The organism is Variovorax sp. Sphag1AA, from assembly GCF_014192575.1.
GTDB lineage: Bacteria > Pseudomonadota > Gammaproteobacteria > Burkholderiales > Burkholderiaceae_C > Variovorax.
In genome coordinates this window covers 450,020-471,237 of the sequence record NZ_JACHYC010000004.1, presented here as the reverse complement: position 1 = coordinate 471,237, position 21,218 = coordinate 450,020, and the positions used below count along the sequence as shown (strand labels likewise).

The 21,218-nt window shown below is 67.1% G+C and carries 17 protein-coding genes and 1 tRNA gene; 15 read left to right on the top strand and 3 right to left on the bottom strand.

All coding sequences use genetic code 11. The features are described 5' to 3' along the window. Positions 1-5: 5 nt before the first annotated feature. From FHW64_RS18270 to bktB, 3 genes are all read right to left on the bottom strand, one after another. Positions 6-596, bottom strand: a complete 591-nt coding sequence (locus FHW64_RS18270) for a GAF domain-containing protein (protein ID WP_184528715.1) — start codon at positions 594-596, stop codon at positions 6-8. Between the two features lie 67 nt (positions 597-663). Then, a tRNA-Lys gene (locus FHW64_RS18265) sits at positions 664-739 on the bottom strand. Between the two features lie 70 nt (positions 740-809). Then, positions 810-1,991, bottom strand: a complete 1,182-nt coding sequence (bktB, locus tag FHW64_RS18260; protein ID WP_184528714.1) for a beta-ketothiolase BktB — start codon at positions 1,989-1,991, stop codon at positions 810-812. Positions 1,992-2,099: 108 nt separating this feature from the next. Here bktB and FHW64_RS18255 point away from each other — a divergent pair, with 108 nt between their 5' ends. From FHW64_RS18255 to FHW64_RS18185, 15 genes are all read left to right on the top strand, one after another. Then, positions 2,100-2,807: an SDR family NAD(P)-dependent oxidoreductase gene (locus tag FHW64_RS18255; RefSeq protein WP_184528713.1), complete on the top strand. Its 708-nt coding sequence runs from the start codon at positions 2,100-2,102 to the stop codon at positions 2,805-2,807. A gap of 205 nt (positions 2,808-3,012) precedes the next feature. After that, positions 3,013-4,419: a DUF1254 domain-containing protein gene (locus tag FHW64_RS18250; protein WP_221210371.1), complete on the top strand. Its 1,407-nt coding sequence runs from the start codon at positions 3,013-3,015 to the stop codon at positions 4,417-4,419. After that, positions 4,416-5,045, top strand: coding sequence for a hypothetical protein (locus FHW64_RS18245; protein ID WP_184528712.1), 630 nt, complete (start codon positions 4,416-4,418; stop codon positions 5,043-5,045). The genes FHW64_RS18250 and FHW64_RS18245 overlap by 4 nt, the downstream gene beginning before the upstream one ends. Before the next feature lie 73 nt (positions 5,046-5,118). Next, the gene (locus FHW64_RS18240) at positions 5,119-6,375 is read left to right on the top strand and encodes a formylglycine-generating enzyme family protein (protein WP_409350630.1); all 1,257 of its coding nucleotides are present in this window, start codon (positions 5,119-5,121) and stop codon (positions 6,373-6,375) included. Continuing rightward, complete coding sequence (locus tag FHW64_RS18235; RefSeq protein ID WP_184528711.1) at positions 6,365-7,402, top strand: HAD family phosphatase; 1,038 nt, start codon at positions 6,365-6,367, stop codon at positions 7,400-7,402. The genes FHW64_RS18240 and FHW64_RS18235 overlap by 11 nt, the downstream gene beginning before the upstream one ends. Before the next feature lie 59 nt (positions 7,403-7,461). Continuing rightward, a complete protein-coding gene (locus FHW64_RS18230; protein ID WP_184528710.1) occupies positions 7,462-9,174 on the top strand; it encodes an arylsulfatase in 1,713 nt (570 codons plus the stop codon). A 42-nt stretch (positions 9,175-9,216) separates the two neighbouring features. Beyond that, complete coding sequence (locus FHW64_RS18225) at positions 9,217-11,784, top strand: fused MFS/spermidine synthase (RefSeq protein ID WP_184528709.1); 2,568 nt, start codon at positions 9,217-9,219, stop codon at positions 11,782-11,784. Beyond that, positions 11,781-12,761: a MoxR family ATPase gene (locus FHW64_RS18220; protein ID WP_184528708.1), complete on the top strand. Its 981-nt coding sequence runs from the start codon at positions 11,781-11,783 to the stop codon at positions 12,759-12,761. Before FHW64_RS18225 ends, FHW64_RS18220 begins: the two co-directional genes overlap by 4 nt. 14 nt (positions 12,762-12,775) lie before the next feature. Beyond that, positions 12,776-13,804: a DUF58 domain-containing protein gene (locus FHW64_RS18215; RefSeq protein ID WP_184528706.1), complete on the top strand. Its 1,029-nt coding sequence runs from the start codon at positions 12,776-12,778 to the stop codon at positions 13,802-13,804. After that, entirely contained in the window at positions 13,804-14,316 is a 513-nt protein-coding gene (locus tag FHW64_RS18210; protein WP_184528704.1) for a DUF4381 domain-containing protein, read from the top strand. The genes FHW64_RS18215 and FHW64_RS18210 overlap by 1 nt, the downstream gene beginning before the upstream one ends. Further along, positions 14,303-15,346, top strand: coding sequence for a VWA domain-containing protein (locus FHW64_RS18205; RefSeq protein WP_184528703.1), 1,044 nt, complete (start codon positions 14,303-14,305; stop codon positions 15,344-15,346). Before FHW64_RS18210 ends, FHW64_RS18205 begins: the two co-directional genes overlap by 14 nt. Further along, entirely contained in the window at positions 15,346-16,977 is a 1,632-nt protein-coding gene (locus FHW64_RS18200; RefSeq protein ID WP_184528702.1) for a VWA domain-containing protein, read from the top strand. Before FHW64_RS18205 ends, FHW64_RS18200 begins: the two co-directional genes overlap by 1 nt. After that, entirely contained in the window at positions 16,977-18,380 is a 1,404-nt protein-coding gene (locus tag FHW64_RS18195; RefSeq protein WP_184528701.1) for a BatD family protein, read from the top strand. The genes FHW64_RS18200 and FHW64_RS18195 overlap by 1 nt, the downstream gene beginning before the upstream one ends. Next, complete coding sequence (locus tag FHW64_RS18190; protein ID WP_184528700.1) at positions 18,377-19,690, top strand: threonine/serine exporter ThrE family protein; 1,314 nt, start codon at positions 18,377-18,379, stop codon at positions 19,688-19,690. Before FHW64_RS18195 ends, FHW64_RS18190 begins: the two co-directional genes overlap by 4 nt. A 1,014-nt stretch (positions 19,691-20,704) precedes the next feature. Beyond that, on the top strand, positions 20,705-20,941 hold the full coding sequence (locus tag FHW64_RS18185) for a hypothetical protein (RefSeq protein ID WP_184528699.1): 237 nt from the start codon (positions 20,705-20,707) through the stop codon (positions 20,939-20,941). Positions 20,942-21,218 lie beyond the last annotated feature (277 nt).

Here is a 21,218-nt window from a genome sequence, read left to right as displayed (position 1 = left end):
GAGGGTCAGCGCCCGCGGCGCGCGCTCTCGTCCTTGGGCTGGAGGTGCCAGCCGGCCATGCTCTTTTCGGCTTCGCGCGCGCGCTGTTCGTTGAGCTTCTTGGCCGCGAGCTGTGCCGACATCTCCAGCTTGCGCAGGTCGCGCTGGGTGAGCGAGTCATCCGGCGCGAAGCTGAAGCAGCACAGGGTGCCGTAGATGCGGCCATCATCCAGCACGACCGGCGTGCTCAGGTGCGCTCCGACGGGGAAGGGCGTGGCCGGCAGCTCGGAGAAATTCGGTTCGGACTTCGCGTCCTTCACGAGCCGGGGCAGGCGGCCATCGACCACGTACTGGCAGAAAGATTCTTCCAGCGGTGCCGATTCTCCTTCGGCGATCACCTGGCTGCCCGGCTTTGCCTCGACGCGCTTGAACACGCGGTGGCCATTCACGAATTCGGAGACGAAGACGACGTCCATCTTCAGGTGCTCGCGAAGCAGGCGCAGTACTTCGGTGATGGAGGGGTTGATCAGCGCATCCGCGCCGTCGGCGGTTGCGACCAGCAGTTCGCTGACGCGCACTTCGAGTGCGTCCGGTTCGTAGCCCAAGTCATGAAGCACAGTGAAATCTCCTTAACCCCAAGAAAAATGCCCCGCATGATGATCGATCATGCGGGGCATTGTGTGTTGGTGGGCCCTGAGTGACTCGAACACTCGACCTACGGATTAAGAGTCCGCTGCTCTACCAACTGAGCTAAGAGCCCCTGATTGACGACATTTGATATGTCGTTTCAGGCAATCCCACGATTATAGACAGAAAATCGGCCGGATTCCTCAGACCCGTTCAAAAATGCAGGCAATGCCCTGTCCGCCGCCGATGCACATGGTCACCAGCGCGTAGCGGCCCTGGATGCGTTCGAGCTCGTACAGGGCCTTGACGGTGATGAGCGCGCCGGTCGCGCCGATCGGATGGCCGAGCGAAATGCCGGAGCCGTTCGGGTTCACCTTCGCGGCATCGAGGCCGAGATCCTTTGAAACGGCACAGGCCTGGGCGGCGAAGGCTTCATTGGCTTCGACCACATCCATGTCCGATGCCTTGAGGCCGGCCTTCTCCAGTGCCTTGCGCGATGCGGGCACCGGGCCGATGCCCATGTATGCCGGGTCCACGCCTGCAAATGCATAGGCCACGACCCGTGCCAGCGGCTTGAGTCCGCGGCGCGCGGCTTCTTCCTTTTCCATCAGCACCACCGCGGCTGCGGCGTCGTTGAGGCCCGAAGCATTGCCCGGCGTGACCGTGCCGTTCTCCTTCAGGAAGGCCGGCTTGAGCTTGGCCATGTCCTCGATCTTCGCGTTGAAGCGCACGTGCTCGTCGGTGTCGAACTGCGACGGGCCCTTGCGGCTTTCGAGCGGCACCGGGACGATCTGCGACTTGAAGTGGCCGCTCTCGATCGCCTTCTGCGCGCGCTGATGGCTGGCGAGGGCCGTCTGGTCCTGCTGCTCGCGGCTGATGTCCCATTTCTTGGCGACGTTCTCGGCCGTGATGCCCATGTGGATGTTCTGGAACGGGTCGTGCAGCGCGCCGATCATCATGTCGACCATCTTCGTGTCCCCCATGCGTGCGCCCCAGCGTGCGGTGAGCGACGCGAAAGGCGCGCGGCTCATGCTCTCGGCGCCGCCGCCGATGGCGACCTTGGCGTCGCCGAGCTGGATGCTCTGCGCAGCTGTCACGATGGCCTGCAGGCCGGAACCGCAGAGGCGGTTGACCGTCAGCGCCGGCGTTTCCTGGGCGCAACCGCCTTCGATCGCCGCGACGCGAGCCATGTACATGTCGCGCGGCTCGGTATTGATGACATGGCCGAAGACCACGTTTTCCACGTCCTTGCCGTCGACCTTGGCGCGGGAGAGGGCTTCCTTGGTCACCAGTGCGGCCAGGCGGGTGGGGGGAACGTCCTTCAGGCTTCCGCCGAAGGAACCGATGGCGGTGCGAACCCCGCTGACGACGACAACTTCTTTCATGACGAGTCTCCAGTGCAGACAAAAACGACGAAACGCGCATGATGCCAGCGAGCGGTTTGTTACGACTGACGCCAGCGTTACCATGCCCGCCCGAATCAGGAGTTGCAGATGAACGAAGCCAACAATTCCCGTCACGTAGTGATCACCGGTGCCGCCGGCGCGCTGGGCCGCGCCGTGGTGCAGCACTTCCTCGACCAGGGCGCCCGCGTGGCGTTGATCGACCATCGCATGGAGCACCTGACCGGCGCATTCCCGGGTCTCGACAATTCGCGGCATCTTCTGCTGGAAGCCGACGTGACCTCGGCGCAGTCAATGGCGGATGCGGCGCGCGGCATCCTCGCCGCGTTCAAGCAGATCGATGCGCTGGTCCACATCGCGGGCGGCTTCGAGATGGGTCAAGCGGTGCATGCCCTCGACCGCGCCGCATGGGACCGCATGATGAACCTCAACGCCTGGTCCTTCGTGGCGGTGACCCAGGCGCTGGTGCCTTCGATGATCGAGCGCAAGAGCGGCAGCGTGGTCGCGGTCAGTGCCAAGACGGCTGCGCGAGGCCTGGCGGCGATGTCGGCCTACATCGCGTCGAAGAGCGCGCTGCAGCGGCTGGTGGAGGCTGCGGCCGCTGAACTCAACGAGCACGGCATTCGCGTCAACAGCATTGCGCCGAGCGTGCTCGACACGCCCGCCAACCGCAGCGCGATGCCGAAGGCCAATCCCGCCGAATGGGTCTCGACGAGCGTAGCGGCGCAGACCATCGGCTTCCTGGCTTCGCCAGCTGCCGAAGCGCTGCACGGCCAGCACCTGACGCTCGACGCCTGAGCCTTCACGGCCTCTGCACGGGCCGTACAGCCTGTGCTTGCACCAAGGTGCAAGCGCCTTCTCACCTTCGGACAAGTGCGTTTTGCGCGCGGCTTGGCGCATGCTATGGGTCTTGCGACGCTGCGGCCGCCCACGAGCCGCCCCGCAACCATCGATCGCCCTGAAGACCCGAGGGAGCCAGCCCGAACGCGAGGAGGAGATGGCGATGGGACACGTGATCACCGGACCCGACACACAAGTCAGGCTCAGCGATGACTATGTGCGGCTGGTCGCGCGCGATGCCTTTTTCTGGGCGTGGCCGATCGTCAACGTGTGCAGCCGGCGCGGCGCATTCGCGCGACTGCCGCATCAGATGTTGCTCGGCGGCGTGCTGCCTGTGGGCCCGGCGAACACCCTCACCATGCTGACCGACTATGTCTCGCCCAACCAGCGTGCGGTGGCCTGTCCCAACCAGGACGTGGTGTACGGACATGCCATCGTGGCGCTCGACGTTTCACCCGTGGTGGTGCAGGTGCCGGACTTCGGTGGCCGCTTCTGGGTCATCCAGGTGCTCGATTCGCGTACCGACAGCTTCGCCGAACTCGGCAGCATGTACGGCACGCCCCCGGGCTTCTATCTGCTGGCCGGCCCGAACTGGGTGGGCGCGGTGCCGAAAGGGATCCAGAAGGTGTTCGTCTCGCAGACCAGCACTGGCGTGGTGATCCCGCGCGTCTTCCGCGAGGACACGCCGGAGGACCTGCAGGCGGTGCAGGCGGTCATCAACCAGATCGGCCTCTACACAGTGGAGGCCTTCGACGGCCAGATGAAATTCATGGACTGGCGTCAGGTACCGGTGGGTCCTTCTCCGCAGGAAGGCGACAGCAACGGCAGCGAGACGCGCTGGGTCAGGCCGGAGAAATTCCTCGAGATGCTCCCCGTCGCGCTCGCCGATGCGCGGCCGCTGCCCGGCGAGGCTGCACGCTATGCACAGGTGCTCGCGGTCGCCGAAGCAGCGCGCAAGGACCAGCGGCTGAAAGCCGTGTTCGACGAAGCCGTGGCCGCGGCGGAACGCGAGCTGATCGAGCCGCTCTTCCAGTTCCAGAACTTCGGCCGGCCGCTGCCGCATCACTGGTCGACGATTGCCAACGGCGCCTGCTTCGGCACTGACTACTTCATGCGCACCGCGGTGGCGAAGTCCAACATCTTCGTCAACAAGCAGAACGAGACGAAGTACTTCTACCAGGACCTCGACGCCGACGGCAACCGCCTCAACAGTGCGCACCGCTACACGCTGACCTTCGCGCCGGGCGAGGCGCCACCGGTGCGGGGCTTCTGGTCGCTGTCGCTCTACAACCGGCACCACTTCTTCGCGCCGAACGCGCTCTCGCGCTTTTCTGTCGGCACCAAGAGCCCGACGCTGAAGTACGACCCGGACGGCTCGCTCACGATCGTCGTGCAGGCCAACCCGCCCGACGAAGCGCATGAGGGCAACTGGCTGCCGGCGCCGGCCGATGGCGCCAGCGATGTGTCTCTGTACATCCGCCTCTATTGGCCCGAGCAGTCGGTGCTCGATGGCCGCTGGACGCCGCCCGCCGTCGTGAGGCAGCCGGCGTTGGAACGGGAGACGTCATGAATCGCGTCCACAGGCTCTGGAGTGGCGTCGCAACGGTCCTTGCGCTGGTGCTTTCGGCGGCGGGTTGCGCTACGGGGCCGCAACAGGCCACGACGTCTGCCGGGGCGACGCCGCTGTCGCCACAGGAGGCGCAGAAGCGTCGCTCGGAGATCCTCGAAATGCGCGACACCGCGCTCGCCGAGCTCTACAAGCAGAAGCCGCAGGCGCGCGAGGAACTGCAGAAGGCCGCGGGCTATGCCGTCTTCGATTCGTCGCAGTTCAACATCGTGCTGCTGGTCGAGGCGCACGGCCGCGGCGTGCTGGTCGACAACGCGACCGGCAAGCCGACCTACATGCTCGCCGGACGCGCAGGCACGGGGCCGGGGGTGGGCTACAAAAGCTTCCGGCAGATCATGATCTTCAAGAGCCAGCCAGTGCTCGATCAATTCCGGGTGGCCGGCGCCGATGTCAGCGCCTCGGCCGACGCGACCGCGCGGATGACGCCCGGCGTGGGGGCGTCGGCGGACCTCGCGACCTCGTTCAACCCGTTCATCACGATGTACGAATTCACCGATCGCGGCGTGGTGCTGCAGGCGAACTGGGGCGGCGCAGCCTACCTGCCGGACGCGCAGCTCAATGCGCCGTAGCGGGCATGAACGCGCCGAAATCTGCACCAAGGTGCAAGTTGACACCCTGGGGGTCTCGCTGAAGACTCGCGCGATGACCAAGCACAAGCGGTCTTCCTCGCGCAAAGAGGCGCATCGGGTCGACGCCACGCCCGCTGTCCAGCAAGCCTCGAGCGCGCAGGCCGACAAGTCGATGCGCAAGCCCGTCTTGCTCCTGCTCGCGATCGTGCTGCCCGCGGCGGCCGGCTATCTGGTTGCGACAAGCTGGTGGACGCGCGATGCCGCATCCCCCAGTGGGCATCCGCGCATCGTCGTCGGCGACGGCAAGAGCGGTCCGCGCGAGATGGTCTGGGTGCCCGGTGGCCAGTTCCAGATGGGCAGCGACAGCCGGCTCGCGCAGCAGAACGAAAAGCCCGCGCATGCCGCCAAGGTCAAGGGCTTCTGGATGGACCGGCACCATGTGACCAATGCCGAGTTCCGCCGCTTCGTGGAAGCCACCGGCTACAAGACCACCGCCGAACGCAAGCCAGAGTGGGACACCATCGCGCCGCAAGTGATGCCCGGCACGCCGAAGCCGCCTGACAGTGCGATGGTGCCGGGCGCGATGGTCTTCACCGGCACGCCGTATCAGGTCGACTACCGCGACTTCTCGCGCTGGTGGGCGTACATGCCCGGCGCGGACTGGAAGCACCCCAAGGGCCCGAACAGCAGCATCGACGGGCTCGACGATCACCCGGTGGTTCAGGTGAGCTTCGAAGACGCGCAGGCCTACGCGCGCTGGGCTGGCAAGCGACTGCCGACCGAAGCCGAATGGGAATTCGCAGCGCGAGGCGGTCTCGAGCAGGCCACCTACGTGTGGGGCGATGACTTCGCGCCGGACGGCAAGCAGATGGCCAACGTCTGGCAGGGGCAGCAGCAGAGGCCCTTCCCGGTGGTGAGCGCGAAGAGCGGCGGCGCAGCGGGCACGAGCCCGGTCGGCACCTTCCCCGCGAACGGCTATGGCCTTCAGGACATGACCGGCAACGCCTGGCAATGGACGGCCGACTGGTATCGCGCCGATCAGTTTGTCCGTGTTTCGAAGAACAGCGAGGTGGAGGTCGACCCGCAGGGCCCCTCCGACAGCTGGGATCCGAGCGAGCCCGGCGTGCCCGTCGGCGCGCCCAAGCGCGTGACGCGCGGGGGCTCCTTCCTGTGCAACGAGGCCTATTGCATGAGCTACCGACCGAGCGCGCGGCGCGGCACTGATCCGTACACCAGCATGTCGCACCTTGGCTTCCGGCTCGTGATGGATGAGGCCGGCTGGAAGCACAAGCAGGCGAGCGTGAAAGACGGAGGGTCGAATGGAAGCTGAATCGCTCACTCCCTGGCGCAGGCTGACGCGCCGTGCCTTCGGCGCGTTGTGGGCGGTGGCCGCCGCGTCGACGCTGATCAGCTGCGCGGGCACCGGCAAGATGGCCGGCGATCCGTTGCCTTCATGGAACGACGGCCCCGCGAAGACTGCGATCGTGAAGTTCGTCGGCGACGTGACGCGCGAAGGCGGGCCTTCGTACGTGCCGCCCGCAGAGCGCATCGCGGCCTTCGACAACGACGGCACCCTGTGGAGCGAGCAGCCCCTGTATTTCCAGTTCCTGTTCATGATCGACCAGGTGAAGGCGAAGGCCGCGCAGCATCCGGAATGGCAGCGCAACCCGGCCTTCAAGCCGCTGATGGCGGGCGATCAACAGGCGCTTGCGGCCGTAGGCGAGAAGCCGCTGCTGGAGCTGCTCGTCGCGGGCAACAGCGGAATGACGGTTGACGAGTATGACCAGGCGATCCGCTCCTGGCTTGCAACGGCGAAGCACCCCAAGTTCAACCGGCCCTTCACCGAGCTGGTCTACCAGCCGCAGCTCGAACTGCTCGACTATCTGCGCGCGAATGGCTTCAAGACGTTCATCGTCTCCGGCGGCACCATCGATTTCATGCGTCCGTGGGTCACGAAGGTCTATGGCATTCCTCCCGAGCAGGTCGTCGGTTCGAGCCAGATCATCAAGTACGACGTGCAGGGCGGCAAGCCCGTGCTGTTGCGCGAACCCAAGTTCGATTTCATCGACGACGGACCGGGCAAGCCGGTCGGCATCTACCGCAACATCGGGCGACCCCCTGTGCTTGCCTTCGGCAACTCCGACGGCGATCTGCAGATGCTGCAGTACACGGCCGGCGCACCCGGCGCGCGCATGGCGCTGATCGTCCATCACGACGACGCGGACCGCGAGTTCGCCTACGACCGCAATTCCAAGATCGGCAAGCTGGACAAGGCGCTCGACGAAGCGCAGGCCAAGGGATGGACCGTGGTCAGCATGAAGCGCGACTGGAAGACGATCTTTCCGCCATCGAAGTGAAAAGAGCGCCGGCGAAGCACGGCGAAACCGTAGTCAATGACACACGAAAGGAGCGATCCATGACAGGTGCATTCGGACGGGTGGGGCGGTACGCGGGCGTCACGCTCGCGGCTGTCGCGCTCGGGAGTTCGCTGGTGCTGCTGTCGGCACAGGCGCAGCAGGCCAAGCCCGCGGCGCAGGCCCAGACCCAGAGCCAGCCGCAGGGCAATCAGAGCGGCGGCAAGAAGCCGAACATCCTCGTGATCTTCGGCGACGACGTCGGCCAGACCAACATCAGTGCTTTCGGCAACGGCATGGTGGGCTATCGCACGCCCAACATCGACCGCATCGCCAACGAAGGCATGAAGTTCACCGACTACTACGCAGAGAACAGCTGCACGGCGGGTCGCTCCAGCTTCCTGACGGGCCAGAGTGTGTTCCGCACTGGCCTGTCCAAGGTTGGCGTGCCGGGTGCGCCGGTCGGCCTGCAGGACCGCGACGTGACGATCGCGCAGGCGCTCAAGCCGCTGGGCTACAACACCGCGCAATTCGGCAAGAACCACCTCGGCGACCAGGACAAGTTCCTGCCGACCAAGCATGGCTTCGACGAGTTCTTCGGCAACCTCTATCACCTCAACGCCGAAGAGGAGCCCGAGCGTCCCTATTGGTTCAAGAACAACGACAACTTCCTGAAGACCTACAACCCGCGCGGCGTGATCAAGGCCACGGCGGACGGCAAGATCCAGGACTCCGGCCCGCTGACCCGCAAGCGCATGGAGACGATCGACGACGAGACGACCGGCGCCGCGATCGACTACATGAAGAAGCAGGCGCAAGACAAGAAGCCGTTCTTCGTGTGGATGAACTTCACGCGCATGCACATCTTCACGCACGTGCGTCCGGAGTACCGCGGCAAGGCCGGCCTTGGCCCGGGCCATGAATACGCCGATGGCATGTGGGAGATGGACCAGAACGTCGGCAAGCTGCTCAAGACGCTCGATGACGCGGGCATTGCCAACGACACCATCGTCGTCTTCACCACCGACAACGGGCCGAACTTCTTCACCTGGCCGGATGCGGCGAACTCGCCGTTCCGCAGCGAGAAGGACTCGAACTGGGAAGGCGCCTTCCGCGTGCCGGCCATGGTGCGCTGGCCCGGCAAGATCAAGCCGGGGACGACCAGCAACGGGCTGATCTCGGGGATGGACTGGTTCCCGACGCTGCTCGCCGCGGCGGGCGACAACAACATCACGGACCGGTTGCTGAAGGGTGCATCGCTCGGTGGCAAGAACTTCAAGGTGCATCTCGACGGCTACAACCAGTTGCCGATGATGACCGGGCAGACCGAGAAGAGCGCGCGGGAGGAGTACTACTACTTCAACGACGACGCGGAGCTGGTCGCGATGCGATTCGATACGGTGTTGCCGGGCGCGACCAACCCGACCGCATTCAAGGTTGTGTTCTGCGAACAGCGAGCGCCGGGCGGCATGCAGATATGGAAAGAGCCATTCACATGCCTGCGAACGCCGAAGTTCTACAACCTGCGACTCGATCCGTATGAGCGTGCCGACGTCGGGCCGACAAACATGTACGAGCAGATGCAGACCGAGAACGCCTTCGTGATGTTCGAGGCCACGCGGCGCGCGGCGGGCTTCCTGCAGACCTTCGTCGACTATCCGCCGAGCCAGATCCCGGCGAGCTTCACCATCGACCAAACGGTGGACAAGGTGAAGCGGCAGGTGCAGGCGGCGATGGAGAGGCAGCAACAAGCGCAACAGCCGCAGAAGAAGTGATGGATGGACGGCAGGCGGCGCCGGTCGGAAAGTGAACGCCCGATGAGCGTCGCTTCCATGCCGGTGTCCGCCGGAAATCCGTCAGCCGAAAAAGCGACACACGCGAGCCTGCGTGTGCCGCTTGCTTGTGGCCTGCTGTTCGCGTCGGGGATCTCGGCGCTGGTGTTCCAGGTGCTGTGGGTCAAGCAGCTTGCGCTGGTGGTTGGCGTCGAGGTGCATGCGGTGGCGCTCGGCGTCGCCGCGTTCTTCGCCGGGCTCGCGCTGGGTGGCTGGCTGGCCGGCCCGCGTGCGGACGGGCACGCGCGGCCCTTGCGTTTCTATGCGGCGATCGAGGCTGGCGTCGCGGTGCTGGCCTGCGCATCGACGCTGGCGCTCGCGCGTTCCGCGGTGCCTTTCACTTGGCTTGAATCAACGGTAGGGCCGCTTGCATGGCTCCTGCCTGCGCTGCTAGTGATGCTGCCCGCGCTGTTGATGGGCGCGACCTTGCCGGTGCTGATGCGTGCGGTCGCGCCGCAGGCCTCGCAGGTGGGGCAGGCGGGCGGTGGACTCTATGCGGCGAACACGTTGGGCGCCATCGCGGGAGCGCTCCTGAGTTCGTTCGTGTTGATTCCAGTGCTCGGCGTGCGCGGCTCGGCCTTCGCGGCGGGCGCGCTGAATCTCATCGTGGCGCTCGCTGCGGTGCTGCTCGATCGCGGCGTCGCTGCGCATCCGCCTTCGCCCGCGACGACGGGCGCGCCTTCGCATGCGAAGCCTCATGCGAGTCGCGCGCTGTGGCTCTATGCGCTCGCGGGCGGCATCGCGCTGGGCTATGAGGTGGTGTGGTCGCAGGCGATCGTGCAGTTCATGAGCACGCGCGCTTTCGCCTTCTCTGTGATGCTCGCGACGTACCTGGCCGGGCTCGTGGTCGGCAGCGCACTCATCGCGCGGCGCGCCGACCGCCTGCGCGATCCGTGGGGTGTGTTCGGCCTGCTGATTGCGTCGGCGGGGCTGCTGGCGCTGGTCGAGTTCGCGATGCTCGGTCGCTGGCTGCCGCAGGTGCAGTCGCTTGCGGCGTCGGTCATGCCCGATGCGGGCGGCGAAATGCTGTCGATGCTCGCGCGTTTTGCGGTCGCGGCGCTGTGCATCGTCTTCCTGCCGACGGTGCTGCTCGGTGCTGCGTTTCCGGTGGCACTTCGGCTCGCGGTCGATGCCGGGCACGTGGGGCGCGACACCGGGCGCGTGGTGGCGCTCAACACGCTCGGAGGCATTGCAGGCACGCTCGTGACTGGCTTCGTGCTGGTGCCGGTGCTCGGGCTGGTGCGTACGCTGGGCCTGCTCGCCATCGGTGCGGCGGCACTCGGGCTGGTGGCGGTGATGCGTGCGGCGCGCGGCTCCGCCTGGACGCGCCATGCCGTCGTTGCGATCTCCGTCATCTCGGCGCTTGCAGCGGTGCTCACGCCGCCCGACCGGCTTGCAGACCTGCTGGCTTCGGCGCGCGGTGGCACGCTCACTTTCTACGAGGAAAGCCGGGGCGGCACAGTTGCGGTGGTCGAGCAGCGCGCGGGCAGCCATCGCTTCAAGCGGCTCTACATCCAGGGCGTGTCGAATTCGGGCGATGCGATGACCTCGCTGCGCTACATGCGCCTTCAGGCTTTGCTGCCCTTGCTGGTGCAGCGCAATGAGCCGCGGTCGGCGCTGGTCATCGGGCTTGGCACCGGCATCACCGCCGGCGCCTTGCTGCGCTACCCGACACTGGAAACGCGCGTCGTGGCAGAGCTGCTGCCTGCCGTCGCACGCGCCGCGTCGGAGTTCACCGGCAACGACGGCGTCAGCCAAGATGCGCGCGTGGACATTCGCCTGCGCGACGGCCGCCGGGAGCTGCTCGCCAGCACGCAGCGCTACGACCTCATCACGCTGGAGCCGCCTCCGCCGTCGGCCGCAGGCGTGGTCAATCTCTATTCGAGCGACTTCTACGCGCTGGCGGCCATGCGGCTTGCATCGGGTGGCCTCTTCGCGCAATGGCTGCCGCTGCCCACGCAGAACGACGAGGACACGCGTTCGCTGGTGCGCAGTTTTCTCGACGTGTTCCCCTACGCGACGCTATGGACCACGGAGCTGCACGAGATGCTGTTGGTCGGCTCCTTCGCACCGATCGAGCTCGATGTGCCGCGCATCGGCAAGCGCTTCGCGCAACCGGGCGTCGCCTCGGCCTTGAACAACGTGGGTGTTGCATCGCCTGCCGCATTGCTCGCGACCTGGGTGACGGACCGGCAGGGGCTTGAACACTACGCCGGCGACGCACTGCCGGTCACGGATGACCGCCCCCGGATCGAATACGCGCCCTGGGTGCGCAGGGATGAGTTCACGCGCGTGCTGCCGCGGCTGCTCGAAGTTGCGAGCCCGCCACCGCTGCAGGGCGGCGATGGGGCGTTCGAAGCCGAGGTGGCGAGGGAGCGCGATCGCCTCATGGGCTTCTACCGCGCCGGACTGCGCGCCTACGACGGCGACCGTGAAGGCTGGGCACAGGAGATGCGGCGCGTGATGCGCGAGGACCCGGCCAATCCGTACTACCGATGGTTCGTCGGTGGAGCGAGCCAGCGCAACGACAGCAGTGAAGGAAGCCAACGATGAGCGCGCGTGACGACGTGATGGTGCTGAAAGCGAAGATGGCCGAATCCATCATCGGCCAGGAACGCATGGTCGACCGCCTGCTGCTGGGACTGCTCGCGGACGGGCATCTGCTGGTCGAAGGCCTGCCGGGGCTTGCGAAGACGCGGGCCATCAAGAGCCTGTCGAAGCACCTCGAAGCCACTTTCTCGCGCATCCAGTTCACGCCGGACCTGCTGCCGGCGGACATCACCGGCTCGGAGATCTACTTCAGCGAAGGCGGCAAGGGCGAGTTCCGCTTCCAGTCGGGGCCGCTGTTCGCGAACCTCATCCTCGCCGACGAAGTGAACCGGTCGCCGGCCAAGGTGCAGGCGGCGTTGCTCGAAGCCATGGAGGAGCGGCAGATCACCGTCGGCGGCACGACGCACAAGCTGCCGCCGCTGTTCCTCGTGATGGCGACGCAGAACCCGATCGAGCAGGAGGGCACGTATCCGCTGCCCGAGGCGCAACTCGACCGTTTCCTGATGCATGTCAGCGTCGGCTATCCGGAAGCGGGTGCGGAGGCGCAGATCGTGCGGCTCACGCGCGGCGAGGAGTTCGGCGGCGGGGCGCACGCGGCAGGCGCCGCGCCGCCTGTGGTGATCGCGGCGCAGTCGATCTTCGACGCGCGCGCCGAAGTGCACGCAGTGCAGGTGAGCGAGGCGGTCGAGAACTATGTCGTTGCGCTGGTGCAGGCCACGCGCGAGCCCAAGGCGCTCGACGACCAGCTTGCGGACTGGATCCAGGTCGGCGTGAGCCCGCGCGGCTCGATCGGGCTCGACAAGGTTTCGCGGGCTTATGCATGGCTGCAGGGACGCGGCTTCGTTACGCCCGAGGACGTGCAGGCGGTGGTGCACGAGGTGTTCCGGCATCGTCTGATCCTCTCGTACGAGGCGCACGCGGGGCAGGTGAGTGCCGATGCGGTGATCGATCGGCTGGTGAGCAAGGTCGCTGTCGCCTGAGCGGAGGTCCTACCGTGCGCCTCAACCTCGCAAGCCTCGCGCGCTCGGCGTTGGGTGCGCGGCGGCCCACGCGTGTGTCGCGTCCAGAGGCTGCGTCGGAGGCGATCGTGCCCGGCGTACATGTCGATGCGGCGGCGCTCGCGAAGCTCGAAGCCTCGGCGCGTGAATTCAACCTGCAACCTCGGCAGCCGGTGCACTCGCTGCTGGCGGGTCGGCATTCGTCCAAGGTGCGCGGGCGCGGACTGGCTTTCGAAGAGCTTCGGCCGTACGTCTTCGGCGATGACATCCGCACCATGGACTGGCGGGTCACAGCCCGCACCGGCACACCGCACGTGCGTGTGTATGCGGAGGAGAAGGACCGGCCGGTGCTGCTGCTGGTCGACCAGCGAATGAACATGTTCTTCGGCACGCGGCGCGCGATGAAGTCGGTCGCGGCGGCTGAACTGGCGGCGCTGGTCGCGTGGCGGGTGCTGGCCGATGGCGATCGCGTCGGCGGGCTCGTGTTCGGCGACGACGGTGTGACCGAACTGCGTCCGCAGCGCAGCCGCGACGCGGTGCTTCACCTGCTGGGTGAGATCGCGCGGCGCAACCAGGCCTTGCGCGCGGATGCGCCCGCGGTGCGGTCCGCCGCGCGGCTCAACGAGACGCTGCTGCAGGCCGCGCAGCTCGTGCATCACGACCATCTCGTGATCGTGGTGAGCGACTTCGAAGGACACGATCGCCGCACGCGCGACCTGATGCTGCAGATGCGCGAGCACAACGACGTGCTCGCGGTACTGGTGCACGACCCTTTCCTGAGCGAACTGCCGACGTCGGGCGAGCTGGTGGTGAGTGACGGCGAATTGCAGGTGGAGCTGGGATTCGGGCATGAGCGCATCCGGCGCGGCATCAACGACTTCGTGAGCACGCAGAGCACGGCGCTGTTCGCGTGGCAGAAGGGCATTGGCGTGCCGGTGCTGCCGCTGTCGGCGGCCGAAGACACGGCAGCCCAGTTGCGTCACCTGCTGGGTCGCGTCGCGGCGCTGACGCCAAGGGGGCGGTGATGGCCGCGGCACCTTCGGGATTGCTCAAGGATCTGGCCGACGTCAGCATGCCGGCCCCGCCCTCATGGGCGCCACAGACGGCGGGCTGGGCGGTGCTGGGCGTGCTGCTGTTGGTCGCGGCGCTCTGGGCCGGCTGGCGAGCATGGCGGCGCTATCGCGCGAACCGCTACCGGCGCGAGGCACTGGCCGAGCTTTCTTCCCTGGAAGCCGGCGTGGATGCCGGAAGCGATCAACGCGCACGCGCGCTCGTGGGTGCGGCCGTGCTTCTCAAGCGCACCGCGCTGGCGGCGTGGCCGCGGGAGGACGTCGCAGCGCTGAGCGGCGACGGTTGGGGACGGTTTCTCGACACGCATGCAGGCACGGCATCCGCTGCGGCCCGTGCGCTCGCTCCCTTGGTGGACGACATCGAATATCGGGGCGCGGGGACGCTGTCCGCAGTCTCCGCCAGCGATGCGCGCGCCTTCCTCGGTGCGTGCCGGCAATGGATCGCGGGGCATCGTGTACCAGCTTGACTATCCCTGGATGCTGGTGCTGCTGCCATTGCCGATCCTGGTGTGGTGGCTGCTTCCGCCGTATCGCGAATCGAGTGATTCGGTGCGCTTGCCATTCTTCGGCGCGGTGGCCGATGCGGCGGGACTGCAGCCCGCGGCGGGCGCGGTGGTGCCGCGCCGAAACTGGCTGCAATGGGTGCTGGCGCCGGTGGCCTGGGCGCTGGTGGTGCTCGCGCTGGCACGGCCGCAGTTCGTCGAGCCGCCGATCGAGAAAGTGCAACCCGCGCGTGATCTGCTGCTGGCGCTCGACCTCTCGCAGTCGATGGACACGCGCGATTTCAAGCGCCCGGACGGCAACATGGACACCCGCGTCCATGCGGTGCAGCAGGTGGTGCGCGACTTCGTCGCGCGGCGCAAGGGCGATCGCATCGGGCTCATCGTCTTCGGCGATGCACCGTATCCACTCGCGCCCTTCACGATGGACCACGAACTTGTAAGTACGCTCATCGACGAAAGCCCGCCGGGCATGGCCGGCCCGCGTACTGCTCTGGGCGACGCGCTCGGCCTCGCGATCAAGATGTTCGACGACAGCAAGGCGCAGCAGAAGGTGCTGATCGTTCTCACCGACGGCAACGACACTGCGAGCAAGATGCCGCCTTCGCGCGCGGCGGACATCGCGAAGGAACGTGGCGTGGTGGTGCACACGGTGGGCATCGGCGACGCTTCGGCGAGCGGCGAGGACAAGGTGGACCTCGACACGCTTCGCGCGGTTGCGGCCGCGACGGGTGGAACCTTCCACTTCGGCGCGGATCAGCGCGAGCTCGAAGACATCTACGCCACGCTCGACCGCATCACACCGCAGAACCAGAAGACGCTCTCGTGGCGTCCGCGCCGAGAGCTCTACATGTGGCCGCTCGGGGTTGCGCTGCTGATCGTGCTGGGCTACCAGCTCCTCATGGCGGCGTACGTAGGCACGGTGCGCGGGGTGCGGTCGATGCGGGGCCGGCAGTCGGCGCGTGCGGACGCGGACGCAGCGGCAGGAGAAGCCTGATGGACGCGCTGGCCCAGTTCCACTTCCTGCGCCCGGTGTGGCTCTGGGTGCTGGTACCCACGGCGGCACTCTGGTGGCTGATGGGCTGGCGCGGGGATGTTCGGCGGCGCTGGCAGGGCACGATCGCGCCGCATCTGCTCGACGCGCTGGTGGTGCGGCGGCAGGCTGGGCAGGTCATCCGGCCGGTGCATCTCACCGTGGCGATCCTCGCGATCGGCGCGCTGGCCATGGCCGGGCCCACCTGGGAACAGGAGCGGCCGCCTTTCCTCGAAGACAAGGCGCCGCTTGCGGTGGCGATCGATCTTGGCCGGGAGATGGATGCGATCGACGTGAGCCCGACGCGGCTCGAGCGCGCGAAGCTCAAGCTCAAGGCACTGCTCGCACGGCGTGATGGCGCGCGCACCGCGATCTACGCCTACGCCGGCTCGACCCATCTCGTGCTGCCGCTGACCGAGGACGCGAAGCTGCTCCAGACTTTCGTCGATGCGCTGGAGACGCGCATCATGCCGGTGAAAGGGAAAAACACCGTGCTTGCGCTGAAGACCATCGATGCCGACCTCGCGAAGGAAGAGACGCCGGGGACGATCCTGTTCCTCACCGACGGCGTGGAGCCTGCCGCATTCGCGGCATTCAAGGCGCAGGTCGATTCGGGCCGTGCGTTGCCGGTGGTGCTCGGCATCGGCACCGCGCAGGGCGGACCGCTGCGAGAAGGTGATGGCTTCGTCGAAGAGGGCGGCCAGCGCGTGTTCGCACGACTCGATGTCGCGGCCTTGAAGCGCCTGCAGAGCGACGCCGACGTGCCAGTGGCGACCGTGACGCTCGACGGCGACGACGACGTGCGCTGGGTGCAACGCCACGTACAGGCGCATCTGGCGCAAAAGCAGGCCGAGACGCATGCGCGGTGGAAGGACCAGGGCTGGTGGCTCTGCATCCCGCTGGCGGTGCTCGGCGCGCTATGGTTCCGCAAGGGATGGACCATCCGCTGGGCGGCTGCGGTGCTGGTTGCATTGGTGATGAGCGCTCCACCACACGATGCATTGGCGGCCGATGCAGAGCCCGCACCAACGGACACCAGCAAGCATTTCATCGACTGGTGGCTTACGCGCGACCAGCAGGGCCGGCTCGCGTTTCAGCAAGGGCGCTATGCGGATGCGGCCGCGCGCTTCGAAGATCCAATGTGGCGCGGCATCGCGCTCTATCGCGCGGGCCGCTATGGCGAGGCGGTGCAGAGCTTCGCGCTCGTCGATTCGGCGGAGAGTGATTTCAACCAGGGCAATGCGCTCGCGCTGCAGGGCCGCTTCGCGCCGGCCGTGACCCGCTACCAGGAAGCCTTGAAGCGCCGCCCCGATTGGGCCGAGGCGAAAGCCAATCTGGAGAAGGTGCGCAAGATGATCCCGCCGAACGAGGACGAACAGCAGCAGGACGAGGAGCTCAAGCCGAACAAGGGCGACCAGATCAAGGAAGACAAGAAGGACAAGGGCGGCGAGATGCAGGTGATGATGGCCTCGGAGCAATCTACCGAGACTTGGATGCGCGCGATCCAGACGAGCCCGACGGAATTGCTTGCGCGCAAGTTCGCGTTGCAGCGCGAGCGCCCGCCGTCGCCGCCATCAACGGGGAAGGGCCCGTGATGCGCGCGCGCGATTGGCTTCGCCTCGGCGTTGCGTCGATCGTGATGTGCGCGGCGATGGTGGCCCACGCGGCTGAGCCTACGGCGCGTGTGCACGTCGAAGCAAAGCAGCCGGTGCTGGTGGGGCAGCAGATCCGCATCCAGGTGGAGATCGTCGCGCCGAATTTCTTCACCTCCCCGCCACCGTTCCCGCCCATGCAGATCCCGGGCGCGATCATCACGATGCCCGACGAGAGCGGCCAGAACTTCGTCGATGTGATCGATGGCCAGACCTTTGCCGGCATCCGCAAGACCTACATCTTCGCGGCGCAGCAGGCGGGCGATTTCGTGCTGCCTGCAGTGCGTTCGGCCTTCACCTACAGCGGGGACGATGGCAAACCGCGGCAAGGCGAAGTGACGATGCCGCAGACCCGCATCACCGCGGTGCTGCCCGCAGGTGCGGAGCAGGCCCAGGGGCAGGGCGCGGCGGCGCAGCAGCCAGTGGCGCGCATCACGATCACGCAGAGCTTCGACCGGCCGGTCGATGGCAAGAGCGAGCACCTCCGTGCGGGTGACGCGTTGGTGCGCACGCTCGATACCTATGCGGAGATGACGCAGGCAATGATGATTCCGCCGCCTCGCATCGAGGCGCCCGATGGTGTGCGTGTGTTCAGCGCGGATCCGAAGTTGAGCGACGTCACGAAGGACCGCGAAGGCTTCCTGGGCGGTCGCCGGATCGACCAGGTGACTTACGTCTTCGAGAAATCCGGGACCTACAAGCTGCCCGCCATCGACATCGCGTGGTTCGACGCGGGCAGCGGCAAGTCGCAGAAGGCGGAGGCGCCGGCGGTGACGATCACGGTCGATGCGCGCCCGGGTTCCGATGCCATCGCGCCCGAGGCTGCACCGGTGCTGGGTGCGGACGAAGGCGGGCCGCCGGGCTTCTGGCAGCGCGTGGCGTGGAAGCGCTGGCTCGGTGGCGCCGTGGTGGTGCTGCTGGTCACTGGCCTCTTGCTGCGGTGGGTGGCGCGGTACTGGCCCGGCTGGAAGGCAAGTCGGCAGGAGCGGAACGCGCGCATGAGCGTGAGCGAGCCGGTGCTGTTCGAAGCCGTGGCGCAGGCATGCCGCGCGAACGATGCTGCGGGCACGTACACGGCCCTGCTGCATTGGTCGAGGGCACATCTGGGATGCACCGCGTCAGCGTGGAGCGCGTCGCTGAAGGACGATGAACTCGTGCGGGCGCTGAGTGAACTCGAGACGCGCCTCTACGGCGGCAACGTGCCTGCGTCGCCGTGGAATGGGAGCGCGCTGCTGAATGCGCTGCAACGCGCCCGATCGCAGTGGCTTGCGGCGCGTGCTTTGCATCCGCAGGCCGGCCGCGCGCTGCGGCCGCTCAATCCGGGCGAGGGGAGTGCGCTCACATGAGCGACGATGCCGCACCGACCCCCGAACGCACCGTGCAGGAGCGGCGACAGCTCTTGCGCTTTCTGCTGCGCCTCGGGCACCTCCTGCTCGCGACCGGCGCGCCGGTCGGACTCGTCGAGACTACGTTGCGGAAGCTGGCTCGCATCTATCGCATCGAGCACTTCAACGCGCTCGCGCTGCCGACGGTGGTGTTCGTCAACTCGGCGGAAGAGGACTCGCTGCAGATCGAGTTCACGTCCGAACAGGGCCTGGTGCTGAGCTTCGACCAGATCGAGGCGGTGTACGAGCTCGCACGCGATGCGGAGAACGAGGCGCTCGATCCGGGCGAAGGGCTCAAGCGCATCAACGCGATCCTCGCGATGAAAGCGCGCTTCGGCCTCGTCGGCGGCGTCATCGGGCATGTGTTTGCGACGGTCGGGATCGCGCTGGTGCTGCGGCCGTCGGCCGATGTGGTGGGCGCGGCTGCCTTTCTCGGGCTGGTGGTGGGCCTGCTCAAGGTGCTTGCGCGCGATCGCGGAATCATCACGACGCTGCTGCCGACGGTGGCAGCGTTCGTCGTCGCACTGGTGTCGCTGCTGGGCGCGCAGCACGGCTTCGCGGCAAGCCCGATCTACGTGCTGGTCGCTTCGCTCGTGACTTTCCTGCCCGGCGGCACCCTGGCCACGGCGACGGTCGAACTGGCTTACGGCGACGTGGTGTCGGGCGGCACGCGTTTTGTCTACGGGTTGCTGCAGCTGGTGTTCCTCGTGCTCGGCATGCTGGCCGCGGCGTCGATCGTCGGCTTGCCGCCTGACAAGCTGCTGGTGCCGTCGCCCGACGGAGGCCTGCGTGTGTGGGCACCCTGGCTGGGCGTGGTGCTCTTCGGTGTGGGCCATGTGCTGCACTACGCGGCGCGGCTCAGCACGCTGCCTTGGCTGCTCGGCCTGCTGTTCGTCGCACAGATGGGCCAGCTCATCGGCAATGCGGTTTTTGGGGGCTACATGAGCGGCTTCTTCGCGGCGATGCTCATCACGCCGGCCTCATACATCGTGCAATACCGGCTCGGCGGGCCACCGTCGATGGTGACCTTCACGCCCGCGATGTGGCTGCTGGTGCCGGGGTCGCTGGGTCTCATCGGGATGGCCGAACTCGTCGGCAATGACCGGCTTGCGGGGGTGGAGAACTTCATCGCGACGCTGTTTACCATCGTCGCGATCGGACTCGGATCGGTGATCGGGACCGCGGTCTACAACGCGCTGTTCGAGCCGGTGTTCCAGCGTGCGGGAACGATGGCGGACGTGATGCTGCGGTATCTGCGCTGGAGGCGCTGAGTCGCGGTCGACGCTTAGCGGCCGCCGGGGCCTCCGCCGCCACCGGGACCTCCGCCTGGACCTCCACCGGGGCCCCCACCACCGGGACCGCCACCGCCAGGGCCCCCACCGCCAGGGCCCCCACCTCCAGGACCGCCGCCTCCAGGACCGCCGCCTCCAGGACCGCCGCCTCCAGGACCGCCGCCTCCAGGACCGCCGCCTCCAGGACCACCGCCTCCAGGACCACCGCCTCCAGGACCACCGCCAGGCCCACCGCCGCCCGCGCCTGCACCAGCGCCACCGCCTGCGCCTGCGCCAGCTCCACCACCTGCGCCCGCACCAGCAGCCCCGCTTGCACCCGCAGCAGCGCCGCCCGCGCCTGTGCCGGCACCACTCCCACCGCCGCCACCCGCGGCACCCATCGCAGGGTCTGACGGGCCTTGTGCCGTGATCGTGCGGCGCGGAAGGTTCGTGGGGTTTGTCCTCGAGGGTTGTGAATCCATGGAAGTTGGGGCTGGCGGCGATTCGATGCGGACCACCGTTTGGGGTCGTGATGTCATGGCTGGCGGGATTGCGGGGGCCGCCGCGGGAGGCGCCGCAGCCGTTCGAATCGGCGGACTCATGGGCTGCCGCATCGTGTGAACTGGCGCTGCCTTGCGATCGACAGGCGGCGTGGCTTTCGCGATCCTGGCGGGCTTCGTGGCATTCGCGGGTCTCGACGGCGCCGGAATGATTGCGTCCCTTGGTTCGACCGGCGCATCCAGCTTGGGCGGCTGCAGTCGCAACGCATCCATGATCTCGTCGGCTGGAGTTTCGGGGAGCTGCGCGACTTGCGGACTCGCGGGCAGTGAAGGTATTGCCTTCGGCGCTTCTGTCGCGCGAAGGGGCTGTGCTTCAGCAGCGGGCTGCGGCGCGGGTGTCTCCACGGTCGGCGTCGCTGTCTGCGCCACTGGTGCTGGAGGCGACGGCGTCCGTGGGGCAGTGCTGCGCATCAGCTCGACCGTTTGGGTCGCCGGATCGACGGAGAGCAGACTGGTGCCCGCGATCGCCATCACCGCGATTGCAAGCGGGAGCACCGCCCAGCGCACCGCCTGGACCGTCAGGGGCCGCCTGACCTCTGTCGTCGCCAGAACGGGGAGGCTGAGCGCCGGGTTCGTCGTGGCCAATGGCCATGTGGCGGCGAACGGGTTGATCACCGGTTGCTGCATCGCGATCGCTGGCGCTTCCGGCATCGTGGAAAGCGGCGCGTCCTGCGAGTCGTCGAACGCATAGGCGGGCGTCAGGATGCCCGAGAACTTGCCCGCGCAGCCACGGCAATACTTCGCCCGATCCCGGTTCGCCGTATGGCACGAACTGCAGTATTTGGTCATCGCGTGCCCCCGCAGCGTTGCGATCCGACAAAGAGGAATTACTTTGTTACGGGGTTCTGCGCCTGCGTTCGGCGTCGCTTTGTCGGACGGAAGCTGATCTGCATGTACGTGCAGGAGCGAGGGGGCGCAAAAGAAAACGCCCCAGGCCGTGAGGCATGAGGCGTCGATTCGAAAACTGG